The sequence below is a fragment of the Yersinia thracica genome (assembly GCF_902170565.1).
In the GTDB taxonomy this organism is placed as follows: domain Bacteria; phylum Pseudomonadota; class Gammaproteobacteria; order Enterobacterales; family Enterobacteriaceae; genus Yersinia; species Yersinia thracica.
Window position 1 is genome coordinate 121,905 of sequence record NZ_CABHXX010000009.1, and the last position, 15,369, is coordinate 137,273.

The window sequence follows — 15,369 nt, forward strand, 5'->3', positions numbered from 1 at the left end:
AAGGATAGAGAATGAGTAGCGTAGATATTAATGTTCCAGACCTCCCTGAGTCTGTCGCCGATGGCTCTGTAGCAACCTGGCACAAGAAACCGGGCGATAGCGTCAAACGTGATGAAGTGCTGGTCGAGATTGAAACGGACAAAGTGATTCTGGAAGTTCCGGCGAGTCAGGACGGCATCTTGGATGTCATCTTGGAAGATGAGGGGGCGACCGTGCTCTCACGCCAGGTATTGGGCCGCATTCGCCCAAGTGACAGCTCCGGCCTGCCGACGGAAGAAAAAAGCCAAAGCACCGAGTCAACTCCTGCCCAGCGCCAGACTGCTAGTCTGGAAGTTGAAAGCAACGATACCCTCAGCCCAGCGATTCGTCGCCTGATTGCTGAGCATAGCCTTGATGCCTCGGCCATTAAAGGCAGTGGTGTGGGTGGGCGTATCACGCGTGAAGATGTCGATAGTTATTTGGCAAACCGGAAATCGGCTCTAGCCGCAGCGGAAACCAAAGTTGAAACCGCCGCACCTGTAGCCGCTCTTGCTGGCCGCAGTGAAAAACGTGTGCCGATGACGCGTCTGCGTAAACGTGTTGCCGAGCGTCTGTTGGAAGCTAAAAACAGCACCGCGATGTTGACCACATTTAACGAAATCAACATGAAGCCAATTATGGACCTGCGTAAGCAGTACGGCGAAGCTTTCGAGAAGCGCCACGGTGTCCGTTTGGGCTTTATGTCTTTCTATATCAAAGCGGTCGTTGAAGCACTGAAACGCTATCCAGAAGTGAATGCTTCCCTCGATGGCGAAGATGTGGTTTATCACAATTACTTTGATATCAGTATTGCCGTTTCTACTCCGCGTGGCCTGGTTACGCCGGTATTGCGTGATGTGGACACCATGGGCATGGCGGATATTGAGAAGAAAATTAAAGAACTGGCTATAAAAGGCCGTGACGGCAAATTGAAAGTTGAAGAACTGACCGGCGGTAATTTCACCATTACCAATGGCGGTGTATTTGGCTCATTGATGTCGACTCCGATCATTAACCCGCCACAAAGCGCAATCCTTGGCATGCATGCCATTAAAGATAGGCCTATGGCGGTAGAGGGTCAGGTAGTGATTCTGCCAATGATGTACCTGGCACTGTCCTACGATCACCGTTTGATTGACGGCCGTGAGTCCGTTGGTTATCTGGTGACGGTAAAAGAGATGCTGGAAGATCCAGCTCGCTTACTGCTCGACGTATAAAAAAGATAAATGACAAGGTCAGTCTGATTGCAAGGTGTTGATGACCTGCCTCCGCGCAATCAGGCTACCTGGTAGGCTTCGGCTCAACTCAGACCTTATATGGATAGAACATCATGAATTTACACGAATATCAGGCAAAACAACTGTTTGCTCGGTATGGCATGCCAGCGCCAACTGGCTACGCCTGTACCACACCGCGTGAAGCAGAAGAAGCCGCATCTAAAATCGGTGCTGGCCCGTGGGTGGTTAAATGTCAGGTGCATGCGGGTGGTCGCGGTAAAGCGGGCGGCGTGAAACTGGTTAATAGTAAAGAAGATATTCGTGCTTTCGCTGAACAGTGGTTGGGCAAAAAACTGGTGACTTACCAGACAGATGCACATGGTCAACCTGTTCACCAAATTTTGGTTGAAGCGGCGACTGATATCGACAAAGAGCTCTATCTGGGCGCGGTTATTGACCGTAGCTCCCGTCGGGTGGTGTTTATGGCATCCACTGAAGGCGGAGTTGAAATTGAGAAGGTTGCCGAAGAAACACCAGAATTGATCCACAAAATCGCTTTGGACCCATTGACTGGCCCGCAGCCTTATCAAGGTCGCGAATTGGCTTTCAAACTGGGCCTGACCGGTAAGCAAGTTGCTCAGTTCACCAAGATCTTTATGGGGCTGGCGACCTTGTTCCTGGAACGCGATTTGGCGATGGTTGAAATCAACCCGCTGGTTATCACCAAGCAGGGTGATCTGATTTGTTTGGATGGCAAACTGGGTGCTGATGGCAACGCCTTGTTCCGTCAACCCGAACTGCGTGAAATGCGAGATCCTAGTCAGGAAGATGCCCGTGAAGCTCATGCTGCACAGTGGGAACTGAACTACGTGGCGCTGGATGGTAACATTGGCTGCATGGTAAATGGTGCCGGTTTGGCCATGGGTACCATGGACATCGTGAAACTGCACGGCGGTGAGCCAGCTAACTTCCTTGATGTTGGCGGCGGTGCCACCAAAGAGCGTGTGACTGAAGCCTTTAAAATCATTTTGTCTGATGACAAAGTGAAAGCGGTTTTCGTGAACATCTTCGGTGGGATTGTGCGTTGTGACCTGATTGCTGACGGCATTATCGGTGCAGTTGAAGAAGTGGGTGTCAATGTGCCAGTGGTCGTTCGTCTGGAAGGGAATAACGCCGAACTGGGTGCCAAAAAACTGGCAGACAGCGGTTTGAATATCATTGCTGCGACCAGCCTGACAGATGCGGCTCAGCAAGTTGTAGCGGCAGTGGGGGCTAAATAATGTCTATTTTAATTGATAAAAACACCAAAGTTATTTGCCAGGGTTTTACCGGTAGCCAAGGGACTTTCCACTCCGAACAAGCTATCGCTTATGGCACAAAAATGGTTGGCGGTGTGACGCCAGGCAAAGGCGGCACCCAGCATTTGGGCTTGCCAGTATTCAATACTGTACGTGAAGCGGTAGATGCAACCGGTGCTACGGCCTCGGTTATCTATGTGCCAGCTCCGTTCTGTAAAGACTCAATTCTGGAGGCTATCGACGCCGGCATCAAATTGATTATCTGTATTACTGAAGGTATCCCAACACTGGATATGCTGGTAGTAAAAGTCAGATTGGAACAGTCTGATGCACGGATGATCGGCCCGAACTGCCCAGGTGTTATCACCCCAGGTGAATGTAAGATTGGCATCATGCCGGGTCATATTCATTTACCGGGCAAAGTGGGGATTGTTTCCCGTTCAGGGACTTTGACCTATGAAGCAGTAAAACAAACTACTGATATCGGTTTCGGTCAGTCAACTTGTGTTGGTATCGGTGGCGACCCGATCCCGGGTTCTAACTTCATCGATATCCTGAAGTTGTTCCAGGAAGATCCACAAACTGAAGTGATTGTGATGATCGGTGAAATCGGCGGTAACGCAGAAGAAGAAGCCGCAGCTTACATTAAAGATCACGTGACCAAACCTGTCGTGGGTTACATCGCCGGTGTCACTGCACCAAAAGGCAAGCGTATGGGCCATGCGGGCGCCATTATTGCGGGCGGTAAAGGAACGGCGGATGATAAATTTGCTGCGCTGGAAGCTGCGGGTGTGAAAACTGTCCGTAGCCTGGCTGAAATCGGCAATGCTGTGAAAGCAGTTTATCAGAGCAATAAATAATCTTGTGGTATAGAGGCCACCTTAGGGTGGCCTGAGGTTAATAAAACTCAGTGAGTAAAGGGTTGACCGCACCTAGGGGCACTCCGGTGGCTTACGCCACCACGACCCCAACGGCACGTTTTCCCTTTATTTGACTTTGTCAGCGGTCTGAGGCCACCTTAGGATGGCCTTTTTAATACCTAATCAGAATTTATTCAGCGCCGTAATAAGAGCAATATCTGTTTGTGCTTGTTGTTTGGCCTGTTCACTGCTGGCCGCAGCTGCTTGCTGTTGCAATGTTGCTAAAGCCGCCTCGTAACGGGCTTTATCTTTAAACAGCTTATCTTTGACATTGATAGATGCAATGTTGGTATAGCGGCCATCGTCTGTGGCTGGCACGGCTATGGTGCCGTCATTAATCAGTTGTTTAACAATCTGCCGCTCTTTCTCATAGCCTTCCAGCCCCACCAAATGCCAGCGCTGTTGAGGTTTACCCTCATATTTCCCCGCTTTAACATCCGTCAGATAGTGAATTGTTAGGTTACGGATAGTGCCTTCTTCTTCACCATATTGGGCTTTGCTGTCCGACAATATCGGGAATGATTGTCCTTCGAGCACGCCGCCTTTTTGCGTTAAATGCCCCATCCGATAACTGTTCATGCCCAAATGTATGGGAGTGATATCTGTAACGGGAGTGCCATCATTGAGGCGCAGATCGGTGATACGTGCACCCGCAGGTTGACGTAAATCAATGGTGTATATCACCCCATCAAAGAAGTCATTAGTCGAATATTTAGAGGCACGGCGCTGCGGGTTAAAGCTGTAGGTTACGTCGCCCGGCTTAACTTGGTTAAAGTAGTCAGCCGACCACTCCATATATTGCTTCAGTTCTTTACCGGTCAGGGCATAAACCGTAATTTCACCGCCAGCATATTGATAGTTGAATGCAATATCTTTAGCTGTGATATCACCCACATCCATTTTTGGACGGTCATTATCAATCTGCAAGGCGATGACTTGGGCCTGCGGGGCATAATAATGTGCGGCTTCTTGATACAGCGCACTGATGCCCGTGTCTTGCACATGGACTTGCGGAATACCTTTAATCTCATCCGGCGGGACCAAATTTATCCCGCTCAGTTTCGCAATCACTCGATTAGCATTGGCGCGCAAAATATCGTGGTAAGGTTGATAGAGTGATTCCAGTGTTTTATCAGACTCAACCCCCTTGATAGGGTAGGTGTAGCTGTCTTTCTCTATTAGGTGATATTTCCCATCACGTTGCTCAAATTTCAGATCAATACGGGAAAGGGCACGGCCATATTTATCCGGCTCAGTAATAATGACGCCATTGATCACCGCTTTATCAACTTTCACATGCATATGGCCCGCGACAATGGCAGCAAGCTCTGGATTGGCTTTGGCGATATCGCCAACACCGGTTCCGGGCCGCTGATTCTCATTGTCAATTCCCATATGTGCCACCAGAACAATGGCATCTACCTGTGGCTGGAGTTGCTGAATGACCTTTTTCACTTCCTGCACTGGATCAGTGAAATGGATGCCATTAATGCGGTCAGTGCCCTGAGCAAACTCGGCGGTCATCGGGGTATCCATCCCGATAATGCCGATTTTAACCCCTTGGCGTTCAATAATTTTGTAAGAGGGCAGGTAGGGTTTACCTGAATCCCAGAAAATATTGCCCGCCAGTGCTGCGCCGTCAAATTGTTTTAGTGAAGTAGAAAGGACTTTCAAGCCAAAATCGAATTCGTGATTACCCATCACCCAGGCGTCATATTTCAAGGCATTAAAGCCAAGGATCATTGGGCTGATGGGTTCGTTTTTAAAGGTTTCGACAAAGTTGCCCTGAATAGTATCGCCAGCATCCACCAGAATAATATTCGGCTGTTCAGCTCGTATTTTATGCACTTTGGTGGCTATTTGACTCAGACTACCGGCCAGATTTTCACTGTCGCTGGCATAGTCCCATGGTACGAAAGTGCCATGTAAATCAGAGGTTCCCAAGATAGTAATATCAACTTGTGGTGCAGCGAAAACGGGGGCGCTAATACAGAATAATGTGGTAAGTGCTATTTTTTTCATTGTAGGAGATTCATTTATCAGGTAATAGCACTTTATCATGCAACAAAACGGCAACACTTGCGAACGCTTCCCGCAGGATAGGCTAATATAATCACATAAAACTCGGAAATGTGATTTAACTCACTCTGAAAATAATAAATTTAAAAGTTAACCTGGATCGCATAATAACCACGTAATAAAGCATTAGGTAAACCATAAAATTACATTTTATTAACAGCTATGGATTATATAAAAACAATCGAACTTTTAATTAACATTAAAAAGAAATAATTGTTCTAAATCAACTTTTGAATATAGCAATAATGTTCATATGGGCTTAAATTGTTCTGGATCAAATTACGCCATGATAGGCAAACGGCCTATTTATTGACCTGTATCCAGAACTCGAAGCTGGGTCACGTAAAATCCTATTTATTGTGTGGGATTAGAAGCGTACTATTACCGCGGTGTAATACTGGGTAGTTGATATTGTTATTTTTGTTGTGTTTTTTTGGGCATTCACTGCGGGTAATGACTAAACTTCCAATATAACGGAGGTCCAGTTGCCGCAAGTCGGAGTCTTCGTGCGAGGAGCAAGGAGTCAAGATGTTTGATATTGTCGAACTGTCACGGTTACAGTTTGCCTTGACGGCAATGTACCATTTCTTATTTGTCCCACTAACGCTGGGTATGGCGTTTTTGTTGGCAATTATGGAATCGGTTTATGTGCTGTCTGGCAAACAAATCTATAAAGATATGACCAAGTTCTGGGGTAAGTTATTTGCGATTAACTTTGCTCTGGGTGTTGCTACTGGTCTGACTATGGAGTTCCAATTCGGGACCAACTGGTCATATTTCTCACATTACGTCGGTGATATCTTCGGTGCCCCTCTGGCAATCGAAGGTTTAATGGCGTTCTTCTTAGAATCTACTTTCGTCGGTCTATTCTTCTTCGGTTGGGATCGTCTGAGTAAACACCAGCATTTGGCGGTAACCTGGCTGGTTGCATTAGGCTCTAACTTCTCTGCACTGTGGATCTTGGTTGCGAATGGCTGGATGCAAAACCCGATTGCATCTGACTTCAACTTTGAAACCATGCGTATGGAAATGCTGAGCTTCTCAGAGTTGGTGCTAAACCCAGTTGCTCAGGTGAAATTCGTTCACACTGTGGCAGCAGGCTATGTCACCGGTGCGATGTTTGTTCTGGGTATCAGTTCTTACTATCTATTGAAAGGCCGTGATATTCCGTTCGCCAAACGTTCCTTTGCTATTGCTGCGAGTTTTGGTATGGCTGCCGTGCTGTCTGTTATCGTGCTGGGTGATGAATCCGGTTATGAGATGGGTGACGTGCAGAAAACCAAATTGGCTGCGATTGAAGCAGAATGGGAAACTCAGCCACCTCCGGCGGCTTTCACGCTATTTGCCATCCCCAATCAGGAAACCATGGAGAACCGGTTTGCGGTTCAGATTCCATTTGCTCTGGGGATAATTGCGACCCGTTCATTGGATACGCCAGTTATCGGCTTACGTGATTTGATGTCTCAGCACGAAGTCCGTATCCGTAATGGTATCCATGCTTACAGTCTGTTAGAAAAATTACGCTCCGGTAATACCGACCCAGCCGTGCGTGAAGCATTCAGTAAGGCGAAACAAGACTTGGGTTACGGTCTGTTACTGAAGCGTTATACACAAAACGTAACGGATGCCACTGAAGAGCAAATTCAGTTAGCAGCACAGGACTCCATTCCTCGCGTTCTGCCGCTGTACTTTGCCTTCCGTATCATGGTGGCCTGTGGCTTCCTGATGTTAATTATCATCGGCCTGTCCTTCTATAATGTGGTTCGTGGTCGGATTGGCGAGAAAAAATGGTTACTGCGTGCCGCATTGTTCGGTATTCCGTTACCCTGGATTGCAGTCGAAGCAGGTTGGTTTGTGGCGGAATATGGTCGCCAACCATGGGCCATCGGTGAAGTGCTACCGACAGCCATTGCAAACTCATCCGTCTCCGCCGGGGATATCCTATTCTCCATGGGGCTGATTTGCGGTTTGTACACGCTGTTCCTGGTGGCAGAAATGTACCTGATGTTCAAATTCGCGCGCCTTGGGCCTAGCAGCCTGAAAACTGGCCGTTATCATTTTGAACAGCCGACTGCCCCAGTGCAGGAAGCACGGTAAACAGGAGTCCACTTATGTTTGATTATGAAGTATTACGATTTATCTGGTGGCTACTGATCGGTGTACTGCTGATTGGTTTCGCAGTCACTGATGGTTTCGATATGGGCGTCGGTATCCTGCTGCGCATCATCGGGAAAAATGATACAGAACGTCGCATTATGATTAACTCGATTGCCCCTCACTGGGATGGTAATCAGGTTTGGCTGATAACTGCGGGTGGGGCGTTGTTTGCTGCCTGGCCAATGGTGTATGCCGCGGCATTCTCCGGCTTCTATATTGCGATGATTTTGGTGTTGGCTGCGTTATTCTTCCGCCCGGTCGGTTTCGATTACCGGTCTAAGCTGGAGAACAACCGCTGGCGCAATATGTGGGACTGGGGCATTTTTGTCGGTAGCTTCGTGCCAGCTGTGGTGTTCGGTGTAGCGTTCGGTAACTTGCTGCAAGGCGTGCCGTTCCATATGGATAGCTATATGCGTCTGTTCTACACCGGTAACTTCTTCCAGTTGCTAAACCCATTTGGTTTACTGGCAGGGGTGGTCAGCTTGACCATGCTGGTCACACAGGGTGCGACTTATCTGCAAATGCGTACTCGTGGGGAGCTGCACTTGCGTTCCCGTGCTGCGGCGCAAATCTCTGCTTTGGTCATGGCGGTTGCCTTCCTGCTAGCCGGTATCTGGTTAGTTAATGGTATTGATGGCTTTGTGATTACGTCAGCGTTAGATACAGCAGCTCAATCTAACCCGATGCGCAAAGAAGTTGCACATCAAGCGGGTGCCTGGTTGATTAACTTCAACAAGTATCCAAGTTTGTGGGCGCTGCCAGCACTGGGCGTAATTTTGCCTCTGTTCACCATCTTGTTATCGCGCTTTGAAAAAGGGGCTTGGGCGTTCCTGTTCTCATCATTGACCATTGCCTGTGTGATACTGACTGCTGGGGTCACCATGTTCCCATTTGTTATGCCGTCAAGCACCGTGCCAAATGTCAGCCTGACAATGTGGGATGCAACATCGAGCCTGTTAACGCTGAAAGTGATGACCATTGTTGCGATAATTTTTGTTCCTCTCATCCTGATTTACACCAGCTGGTGTTACTACAAGATGTTCGGGCGCATTGATAAAGAGTTCATCGAAAACAACAAGCATTCACTGTACTAAGGAGCATAAAGCATGTGGTATTTTGCCTGGATTTTAGGGACACTTCTGGCCTGCTCCTTTGGTATCATTACTGCTCTGGCGCTGGAGCAGAGTGAAGCCAACGCAGCAGCGAAAGCCGCTAATAATGGCGAAGACGATGTTGTCTGATAAGCTATACAATCTAATGGACAAGGGCTCGCTACGAGCCCTTTCACTGGTGCTCGCATTTGCTGTGGCTTTTTGTGTGTTCTGGGACCCTTCGCGTTTTGCGGCGGCAACCAGCTCACTGGAAGTCTGGCAAGAGGTGTTTATCGTGTGGGCGGTTTGTACCGGTGTGATTCATGGCGTTGGTTTTCGTCCAAAACGGATGTGGTTACGCGCTTTTTTCTCACCACTTCCAGCAATTGTGATCTTGGGCGCGGGATTATTCTACTTTTTTGTCTAATCTGGTCATGTTTCGCCTAATCTGAATACAATCTCTCCTTTATGGGCCGCCTGGCCCATAATTATTTTCGTTCTATTCTTGCAAGTGATTCCAAACCTTAGCACTCTTCAGTATAGTGTGTCCGTTAACTGCATTACTGGGAAGTAGAGTGAGTAATACGTTGTTTCGATGGCCGGTTCGTGTCTACTTTGAAGACACTGATGCTGGTGGCGTGGTTTACCATGCACGCTACGTTGCCTTTTATGAAAGGGCGCGCACAGAAATGTTGCGCCAACGCAATTTTCACCAGCAGCAATTGCTCAGTGAGCATGTCGCTTTCGCTGTCCGCCGCATGACGGTAGAATATCTGGCACCTGCACGTCTTGATGATATGCTGGAGGTCCAGAGTGAAATTACCGCAATGCGTGGGGCTTCTCTCACGTTTGCTCAACGAATTCTCGACTCACATGGCAATCTTCTGAGTAGTGCAGAAGTATTGATCGCATGTATCGATCCACACCAAATGAAGCCAAGAGCGCTTCCTAAGTCTATTGTCGCGGAGTTTAAGTAGTGGCTGACATGAACATTCTGGATTTATTCCTGCAGGCAAGCCTATTCGTTAAGCTTATCATGCTGGTATTGATGGGCTTTTCTATTGCTTCATGGGCGATAATCATTCAGCGAACGCGTATTCTGAATGCGGCTACCCGCGATGCTGAAGCCTTCGAAGATAAATTTTGGTCCGGCATCGAGCTGTCTCGCCTGTATCAAGAAAGTCAGGCTCGCCGTGATACGCTGGGTGGTTCCGAGCAAATCTTCCATTCCGGATTTAAAGAGTTTGCGCGTTTACATCGTGCAAATAGCCATGCACCTGAAGCGGTGATTGACGGTGCTTCCCGTGCGATGCGCATCTCGATGAACCGCGAATTAGAAGCGCTGGAAACTCATATTCCTTTCCTTGGTACTGTTGGTTCCATCAGCCCGTATATTGGTCTGTTTGGTACAGTATGGGGGATTATGCATGCCTTTATTTCTCTGGGTGCAGTCAAGCAGGCGACATTGCAAATGGTCGCACCGGGTATTGCTGAAGCACTGATTGCCACGGCGATCGGCTTGTTTGCCGCTATCCCTGCTGTTATGGCTTATAACCGCCTGAATCAGCGTGTGAATAAACTTGAACAAAACTATGACAACTTCATGGAAGAGTTCATTGCTATTCTGCATCGCCAGGCTTTTGCCAGCGCCGAGAGCAAATAAGTAGGGGGTTGTATGGCGCGAGGACGTGGTCGTAAACGGCGCGAGCTTAAGTCTGAAATTAACATTGTTCCCTTGCTCGACGTTTTGCTGGTGCTATTGCTGATTTTTATGGCGACCGCGCCGATTATCACGCAAAGCGTTGAGGTGGACTTACCTGACGCGACGGATTCAAAAACTGTCTCCAGCGATGATAATCCTCCGGTGATTGTCGAAGTATCAGGTGTGGGCCAATACTCGCTGGTTATTGACCATCAGCGGATGGAGCAACTACCCTCAGAACAAGTGGTGGCAGAGGCTCAAGCAAGGTTGAAAGCGAATCCGAAAACTGTATTTCTGATCGGTGGCGCGAAAGAGGTTCCTTATGATGAAATTATTAAGGCCCTTAATATGCTGCATCAGGCTGGGGTGACATCGGTAGGCTTAATGACTCAACCGATATAAATTTGCGTTGATATTGGCTGGGTTGATAGTGAATCCAGCCAGTAGATACCCTGTTTTTGGCAGTTCCGTTTTTTAGCAATAGAGCGCGGACATCGAGTGTGGAAATCGAGCGTGGGTAAGGCAACCGAGCAAAATGATAAGCTGAATCGCGCTGTTATAGTGTCGGTGGTTCTGCACATCATATTGATTGCCCTGTTGATTTGGGGCTCTCTGACGCAGACGACTGAAATGGGCGGCGGCGGTGCTGGCGGTGAAGTTATTGACGCCGTTATGGTCGATCCGGGCGCGGTGACAGAGCAGTATAACCGCCAGCAACAGCAGCAGACGGACGCTAAACGGGCGGAACAACAACGCCAGAAGAAAGCCGATCAGCAAGCTGAAGAATTACAGCAAAAACAGGCAACAGAACAACAGCGCCTGAAAGAATTAGAAAAAGAGCGTCTGCAAGCGCAAGAAGATGCCAAGCAGGCAGCTGAAGAACAGAAAAAGCAAGCTGCGGAACAGCAGAAAGAAGCGGCGGAGCAACAAAAAGTGGCCGCCGCTGCTGCGGCGAAAGCTAAAGAAGAACAGAAACAAGCTGAGGCCGCTGCGGCTCAAGCCAAAGCAGAGGCTGATAAGCTGGTGAAAGCGCAGGCTGAAGCACAGAAAAAAGCCGAAGCTGAGGCCAAAAAAGAAGCTGCTGTCGCTGCTGCTGCGAAGAAACAAGCTGATGCTGATGCGAAGAAGGCCGCGCAAGCGGCTGAAAAAGCTGCAACAGAAGCCGCTGAAAAGAAAGCTGCCGCTGATGCTGAGAAAAAAGCGGCTGCTGATGCTAAGAAAGCCGCTGCTGCTGAGGCCAAGAAAAAAGCCGCCGCAGAAGCTGCCGCGACAACAGATGTCGATGATTTATTCGGTGGCTTGGCAAACTCCAAGAATGCACCGAAAAGTGGGTCAGGTGCTGGCGCTGCTGCGGCTGGTAAAGGTGGTGGCAAGAAGAGCGGAGCATCAGGCGCGGAGGTCAGTGGCTATCTAGGCCAGATTACTGCCGCGATCCAAAGTAAATTTTATGATGCAGATCTTTACAAAGGCCGTACCTGTGATCTGCGAATTAAATTAGCACCAGATGGTCTATTAATTGATGTTAAAGCGGAAGGGGGCGACCCGGCACTGTGCCAGGCTGCAATCGCCGCAGCAAAACAAGCGAAGATCCCTAAACCACCAAGTTCTGATGTTTATGAGGTGTTTAAGAATGCTCCGCTTGTATTTAAACCTCAATAAGGTTTGATTGACGGGGATATACTCTGTTAAGCATCCATGTATTATGTAGTTTTGTTTGCGTTGGTTTGTTAAAATTCTGCTAATTATCACGGGCATCCCGCTCGGGTAAGGGAGACAAGATGAAGCAGGCATGTCGAGTTGCGCTAGGCTTTTTAGTTTTATGGGCTTCTGTTTTACACGCGGAAGTTCGCATTGAAATTACCCAAGGGGTAGATTCTGCTCGTCCAATTGGCGTTGTGCCATTCAAATGGATGGGGCCAGGTACACCACCGGAAGAGATTGGCGCGATCGTCGGCGCAGATTTACGCAACAGTGGCAAATTTAATCCAATTGATGCGGCGCGTATGCCACAGCAGCCGTCTACTGCAGCTGAAGTGACACCTGCGGCCTGGACTGCATTGGGTATTGATGCCGTGGTTGTAGGGCAGGTTCAGCCAAGTGCTGATGGCAGCTTTGTGGTTTCTTACCAGTTAGTGGATACCTCTGGTGCTGCGGGTAGCGTTTTGGCGCAGAATCAGTATAAAGTGACTAAACAATGGTTACGTTATGCCGCGCATACCGCCAGTGACGAAGTATTTGAAAAGCTGACTGGGATTAAAGGTGCTTTCCGTACCCGAATTGCTTATGTGGTGCAAACCAACGGCGGCAAATTCCCACATGAATTGCGAGTTTCTGATTACGATGGTTACAACCAGTTTGTGGTTCACCGCTCCCCAGAGCCTCTGATGTCACCAGCCTGGTCTCCAGATGGTAGCAAAATTGCTTATGTCACATTCGAAAGCGGCAAATCAGCGCTGGTTATTCAGACGTTGGCAAATAGTGCAATCAGACAAGTGGCTTCATTCCCACGCCATAATGGTGCGCCAGCTTTCTCACCAGACGGTACCAAACTGGCCTTCGCTTTGTCTAAAAGCGGTAGCTTGAATTTGTATGTTATGGACTTGGGTTCTGGCCAAATCAGCCAGGTGACCGATGGCCGTAGCAATAACACTGAACCAAGCTGGTTCCCGGATAGCCAAAACCTGGCCTATACCTCGGATCAGGGCGGTCGTCCACAAGTGTATAAAGTGAATATTAATGGCGGTGCGCCACAGCGAATCACGTGGGAAGGTTCTCAGAACCAGAACGCAGATGTGAGTCCTGATGGTAAGTTCCTGGTATTGGTTAGTTCCAATGGTGGGGCACAACACATCGCCAAAATGGATCTAGTAACGGGAGCCGTTCAAGTATTAACGGACACGTTCCTGGATGAAACGCCTAGTATCGCGCCTAACGGCACCATGGTTATCTATAGCTCGACACAAGGGCTGGGAGCCGTGTTACAGCTGGTCTCGACTGATGGGCGTTTCAAAGCGCGTCTTCCGGCAACTGATGGACAGGTCAAATTTCCTGCCTGGTCGCCGTATCTGTGATGCATGTGTAAATACGTATGTATGGCAAACTATAAAAAAGGATCAAAGAGATGCAACTGAACAAAGTGCTAAAAGGGCTAATGTTGGCTTTGCCAGTTCTGGCTGTAGCGGCTTGTAGTTCCAACAAAAGCGCAAATAATGACCAATCTGGCATGGGCGCTGGCACTGGTACAGAAAACGGCAGCAACCTGTCTTCCGAAGAGCAAGCGCGTCTTCAGATGCAAGAACTGCAAAAGAACAATATCGTTTACTTCGGTTTCGATAAATACGATATCGGTTCTGACTTCGCTCAAATGCTGGATGCGCATGCTGCATTCCTGCGTAGCAACCCATCTTACAAAGTTGTTGTTGAAGGCCACGCAGATGAACGCGGCACGCCAGAATACAACATCGCGTTGGGCGAGCGTCGTGCAAACGCAGTGAAAATGTATCTGCAAGGTAAAGGTGTTTCTGCTGACCAAATCTCTATCGTTTCTTACGGTAAAGAGAAGCCAGCAGTACTGGGCCATGACGAAGCAGCATTTGCTAAAAACCGTCGTGCAGTTCTGGTTTACTAAGAGAATCGCATGAACAGTAACTTCAGACGTCACTTAGTGGGTCTGTCGTTACTGGTTGGCGTAGCGGTCCCATGGGCCGCTACTGCCCAAGCGCCAATCAGTAATGTCGGCTCCGGCTCGGTAGAAGATCGGGTCACCCAACTTGAGCGTATTTCCAACGCTCACAGCCAACTATTAACTCAACTTCAGCAACAACTATCAGATTCGCAACGCGATGTAGATAGTTTACGCGGTCAGATCCAAGAAAATCAGTATCAGCTCAATCAAATTGTTGAGCGGCAAAAACAGATCTATCAGCAGATAGATAGTCTGAGCGGTGGTCAGGGGGCGTCTACTTCAACGCCTGCGGCTGCTGGCGCTGCGACAGACAATGCAGCGGCTGGAAGTTCTGATGCTGCCACCGCAGGCGCAGCAGCGGCTACAGCGGCACCTGCAGCAAGTACTGGTGATGAAAACAGCGATTATAATGCAGCCGTTTCTCTGGCTCTTGAGAAAAAGCAATACGATCAAGCGATCACTGCTTTCCAAGGCTTTGTGAAACAGTACCCAAAGTCGACTTACCAGCCTAATGCCAATTACTGGTTAGGGCAGTTGTATTACAACAAAGGTAAGAAAGACGATGCTGCGTATTATTATGCTGTTGTTGTAAAAAATTATCCAAAGTCCCCAAAAAGTTCAGAAGCGATGTTTAAAGTCGGGGTGATCATGCAGGATAAAGGCCAAAGTGATAAAGCTAAGGCGGTTTATCAACAAGTGATCAAGCAATATCCCAACACTGATGCTGCTAAACAAGCACAGAAACGTTTATCTGCACTTTAGCTTTTTCGAGCCCAGGAATTGGTCTTATTGACTAATTTCTGGGCTTTAGCGAGCGAAGAACAAGCAGTTAGACGTCTTTACAGAAATTTAAGTTGCACTGTGAAGAGAAATTAGTAATATATGCCGCCGTTGCCAAGACAACTTGTAAAACGTTAAAGCAACAGGAAATTATCGTTCGCAGTAATACATAATGGGTCGTTAGCTCAGTTGGTGGAGCAGTTGACTTTTAATCAATTGGTTAAAGGTTCGAGCCGAGTGAAGCGAGACAACAACGCGCAGCGTTGACCCGAAAGGCGAGTCCGCAGGACGAGTAATCCCGCACGACTGGCACTGAATTGTCATCAAGCAGTAAACATAATGGGTCGTTAGCTCAGTTGGTAGAGCAGTTGACTTTTAATCAATTGGTCGCAGGTTCGAATCCCGCACGACCCACCATTATG

The 15,369-nt window shown here is 48.4% G+C and carries 15 protein-coding genes, 1 tRNA gene and 1 other RNA gene; 16 read left to right on the forward strand and 1 reads right to left on the reverse strand.

The annotated features are described in order from the left end of the window. Nucleotides 1–11: 11 nt before the first annotated feature. From odhB to sucD, 3 genes are all read left to right on the forward strand, one after another. The gene (odhB, locus tag FTA91_RS01855) at nt 12–1,235 is read left to right on the forward strand and encodes a 2-oxoglutarate dehydrogenase complex dihydrolipoyllysine-residue succinyltransferase (RefSeq protein WP_145535833.1); all 1,224 of its coding nucleotides are present in this window, start codon (nt 12–14) and stop codon (nt 1,233–1,235) included. Between the two features lie 113 nt (nt 1,236–1,348). Continuing rightward, nucleotides 1,349–2,515, forward strand: coding sequence for an ADP-forming succinate--CoA ligase subunit beta (sucC, locus tag FTA91_RS01860; protein ID WP_004393313.1), 1,167 nt, complete (start codon nt 1,349–1,351; stop codon nt 2,513–2,515). Beyond that, nucleotides 2,515–3,393 (forward strand): succinate--CoA ligase subunit alpha, encoded by an 879-nt coding sequence (sucD, locus tag FTA91_RS01865; protein WP_038634652.1) that lies wholly within the window; start codon nt 2,515–2,517, stop codon nt 3,391–3,393. The genes sucC and sucD overlap by 1 nt, the downstream gene beginning before the upstream one ends. A 183-nt stretch (nt 3,394–3,576) precedes the next feature. On the opposite strand, the gene FTA91_RS01870 is transcribed toward sucD, so the two are convergent. After that, nucleotides 3,577–5,475 carry a bifunctional metallophosphatase/5'-nucleotidase gene (locus tag FTA91_RS01870; protein ID WP_145535832.1) on the reverse strand — a complete coding sequence of 633 codons (1,899 nt, stop codon included), beginning with the start codon at nt 5,473–5,475 and terminating at the stop codon, nt 3,577–3,579. A 585-nt stretch (nt 5,476–6,060) separates the two neighbouring features. On the opposite strand from FTA91_RS01870, the gene cydA reads away from it, so the two are divergent. The 13 genes from cydA (at nt 6,061) to FTA91_RS01935 (ending at nt 15,364) form a co-directional block, all read left to right on the forward strand. Continuing rightward, nucleotides 6,061–7,629 carry a cytochrome ubiquinol oxidase subunit I gene (gene cydA, locus FTA91_RS01875; protein WP_050112725.1) on the forward strand — a complete coding sequence of 523 codons (1,569 nt, stop codon included), beginning with the start codon at nt 6,061–6,063 and terminating at the stop codon, nt 7,627–7,629. Between the two features lie 14 nt (nt 7,630–7,643). Then, nucleotides 7,644–8,783, forward strand: a complete 1,140-nt coding sequence (gene cydB / locus FTA91_RS01880; protein WP_050112727.1) for a cytochrome d ubiquinol oxidase subunit II — start codon at nt 7,644–7,646, stop codon at nt 8,781–8,783. A gap of 12 nt (nt 8,784–8,795) precedes the next feature. Beyond that, the gene (gene cydX, locus FTA91_RS01885; RefSeq protein ID WP_050112728.1) at nt 8,796–8,930 is read left to right on the forward strand and encodes a cytochrome bd-I oxidase subunit CydX; all 135 of its coding nucleotides are present in this window, start codon (nt 8,796–8,798) and stop codon (nt 8,928–8,930) included. Then, nucleotides 8,920–9,207, forward strand: coding sequence for a cyd operon protein YbgE (gene ybgE / locus FTA91_RS01890; RefSeq protein WP_050112730.1), 288 nt, complete (start codon nt 8,920–8,922; stop codon nt 9,205–9,207). Before cydX ends, ybgE begins: the two co-directional genes overlap by 11 nt. Before the next feature lie 148 nt (nt 9,208–9,355). Beyond that, the gene (ybgC, locus tag FTA91_RS01895) at nt 9,356–9,757 is read left to right on the forward strand and encodes a tol-pal system-associated acyl-CoA thioesterase (protein WP_005165498.1); all 402 of its coding nucleotides are present in this window, start codon (nt 9,356–9,358) and stop codon (nt 9,755–9,757) included. Then, nucleotides 9,757–10,443 (forward strand): Tol-Pal system protein TolQ, encoded by a 687-nt coding sequence (gene tolQ / locus FTA91_RS01900; RefSeq protein ID WP_004393307.1) that lies wholly within the window; start codon nt 9,757–9,759, stop codon nt 10,441–10,443. Before ybgC ends, tolQ begins: the two co-directional genes overlap by 1 nt. A gap of 12 nt (nt 10,444–10,455) precedes the next feature. After that, nucleotides 10,456–10,884: a colicin uptake protein TolR gene (gene tolR / locus FTA91_RS01905; protein ID WP_145535830.1), complete on the forward strand. Its 429-nt coding sequence runs from the start codon at nt 10,456–10,458 to the stop codon at nt 10,882–10,884. Nucleotides 10,885–10,995: 111 nt separating this feature from the next. Next, nucleotides 10,996–12,141 (forward strand): cell envelope integrity protein TolA, encoded by a 1,146-nt coding sequence (gene tolA, locus FTA91_RS01910; RefSeq protein WP_050112732.1) that lies wholly within the window; start codon nt 10,996–10,998, stop codon nt 12,139–12,141. Between the two features lie 119 nt (nt 12,142–12,260). Next, nucleotides 12,261–13,553: a Tol-Pal system beta propeller repeat protein TolB gene (tolB, locus tag FTA91_RS01915; protein WP_050112734.1), complete on the forward strand. Its 1,293-nt coding sequence runs from the start codon at nt 12,261–12,263 to the stop codon at nt 13,551–13,553. Nucleotides 13,554–13,603: 50 nt separating this feature from the next. Next, nucleotides 13,604–14,110 (forward strand): peptidoglycan-associated lipoprotein Pal, encoded by a 507-nt coding sequence (pal, locus tag FTA91_RS01920; RefSeq protein WP_005278500.1) that lies wholly within the window; start codon nt 13,604–13,606, stop codon nt 14,108–14,110. Nucleotides 14,111–14,119: 9 nt separating this feature from the next. Beyond that, the gene (gene cpoB, locus FTA91_RS01925; protein ID WP_050112735.1) at nt 14,120–14,929 is read left to right on the forward strand and encodes a cell division protein CpoB; all 810 of its coding nucleotides are present in this window, start codon (nt 14,120–14,122) and stop codon (nt 14,927–14,929) included. 199 nt (nt 14,930–15,128) lie between these two features. After that, nucleotides 15,129–15,260, forward strand: a non-coding RNA gene (locus FTA91_RS20005) — RtT sRNA. A gap of 28 nt (nt 15,261–15,288) precedes the next feature. After that, a tRNA-Lys gene (locus tag FTA91_RS01935) sits at nt 15,289–15,364 on the forward strand. Nucleotides 15,365–15,369 lie beyond the last annotated feature (5 nt).

Coding starts and splice junctions, on each gene's coding strand:
- odhB (WP_145535833.1), top strand. CDS start 12: ATGAGTAGCGTAGATATTAATGTTCCAGACCTCCCTGAGTCTGTCGCC.
- sucC (WP_004393313.1), top strand. CDS start 1,349: ATGAATTTACACGAATATCAGGCAAAACAACTGTTTGCTCGGTATGGC.
- sucD (WP_038634652.1), top strand. CDS start 2,515: ATGTCTATTTTAATTGATAAAAACACCAAAGTTATTTGCCAGGGTTTT.
- FTA91_RS01870 (WP_145535832.1), bottom strand. CDS start 5,475: ATGAAAAAAATAGCACTTACCACATTATTCTGTATTAGCGCCCCCGTT.
- cydA (WP_050112725.1), top strand. CDS start 6,061: ATGTTTGATATTGTCGAACTGTCACGGTTACAGTTTGCCTTGACGGCA.
- cydB (WP_050112727.1), top strand. CDS start 7,644: ATGTTTGATTATGAAGTATTACGATTTATCTGGTGGCTACTGATCGGT.
- cydX (WP_050112728.1), top strand. CDS start 8,796: ATGTGGTATTTTGCCTGGATTTTAGGGACACTTCTGGCCTGCTCCTTT.
- ybgE (WP_050112730.1), top strand. CDS start 8,920: ATGTTGTCTGATAAGCTATACAATCTAATGGACAAGGGCTCGCTACGA.
- tolR (WP_145535830.1), top strand. CDS start 10,456: ATGGCGCGAGGACGTGGTCGTAAACGGCGCGAGCTTAAGTCTGAAATT.
- tolB (WP_050112734.1), top strand. CDS start 12,261: ATGAAGCAGGCATGTCGAGTTGCGCTAGGCTTTTTAGTTTTATGGGCT.
- pal (WP_005278500.1), top strand. CDS start 13,604: ATGCAACTGAACAAAGTGCTAAAAGGGCTAATGTTGGCTTTGCCAGTT.
- cpoB (WP_050112735.1), top strand. CDS start 14,120: ATGAACAGTAACTTCAGACGTCACTTAGTGGGTCTGTCGTTACTGGTT.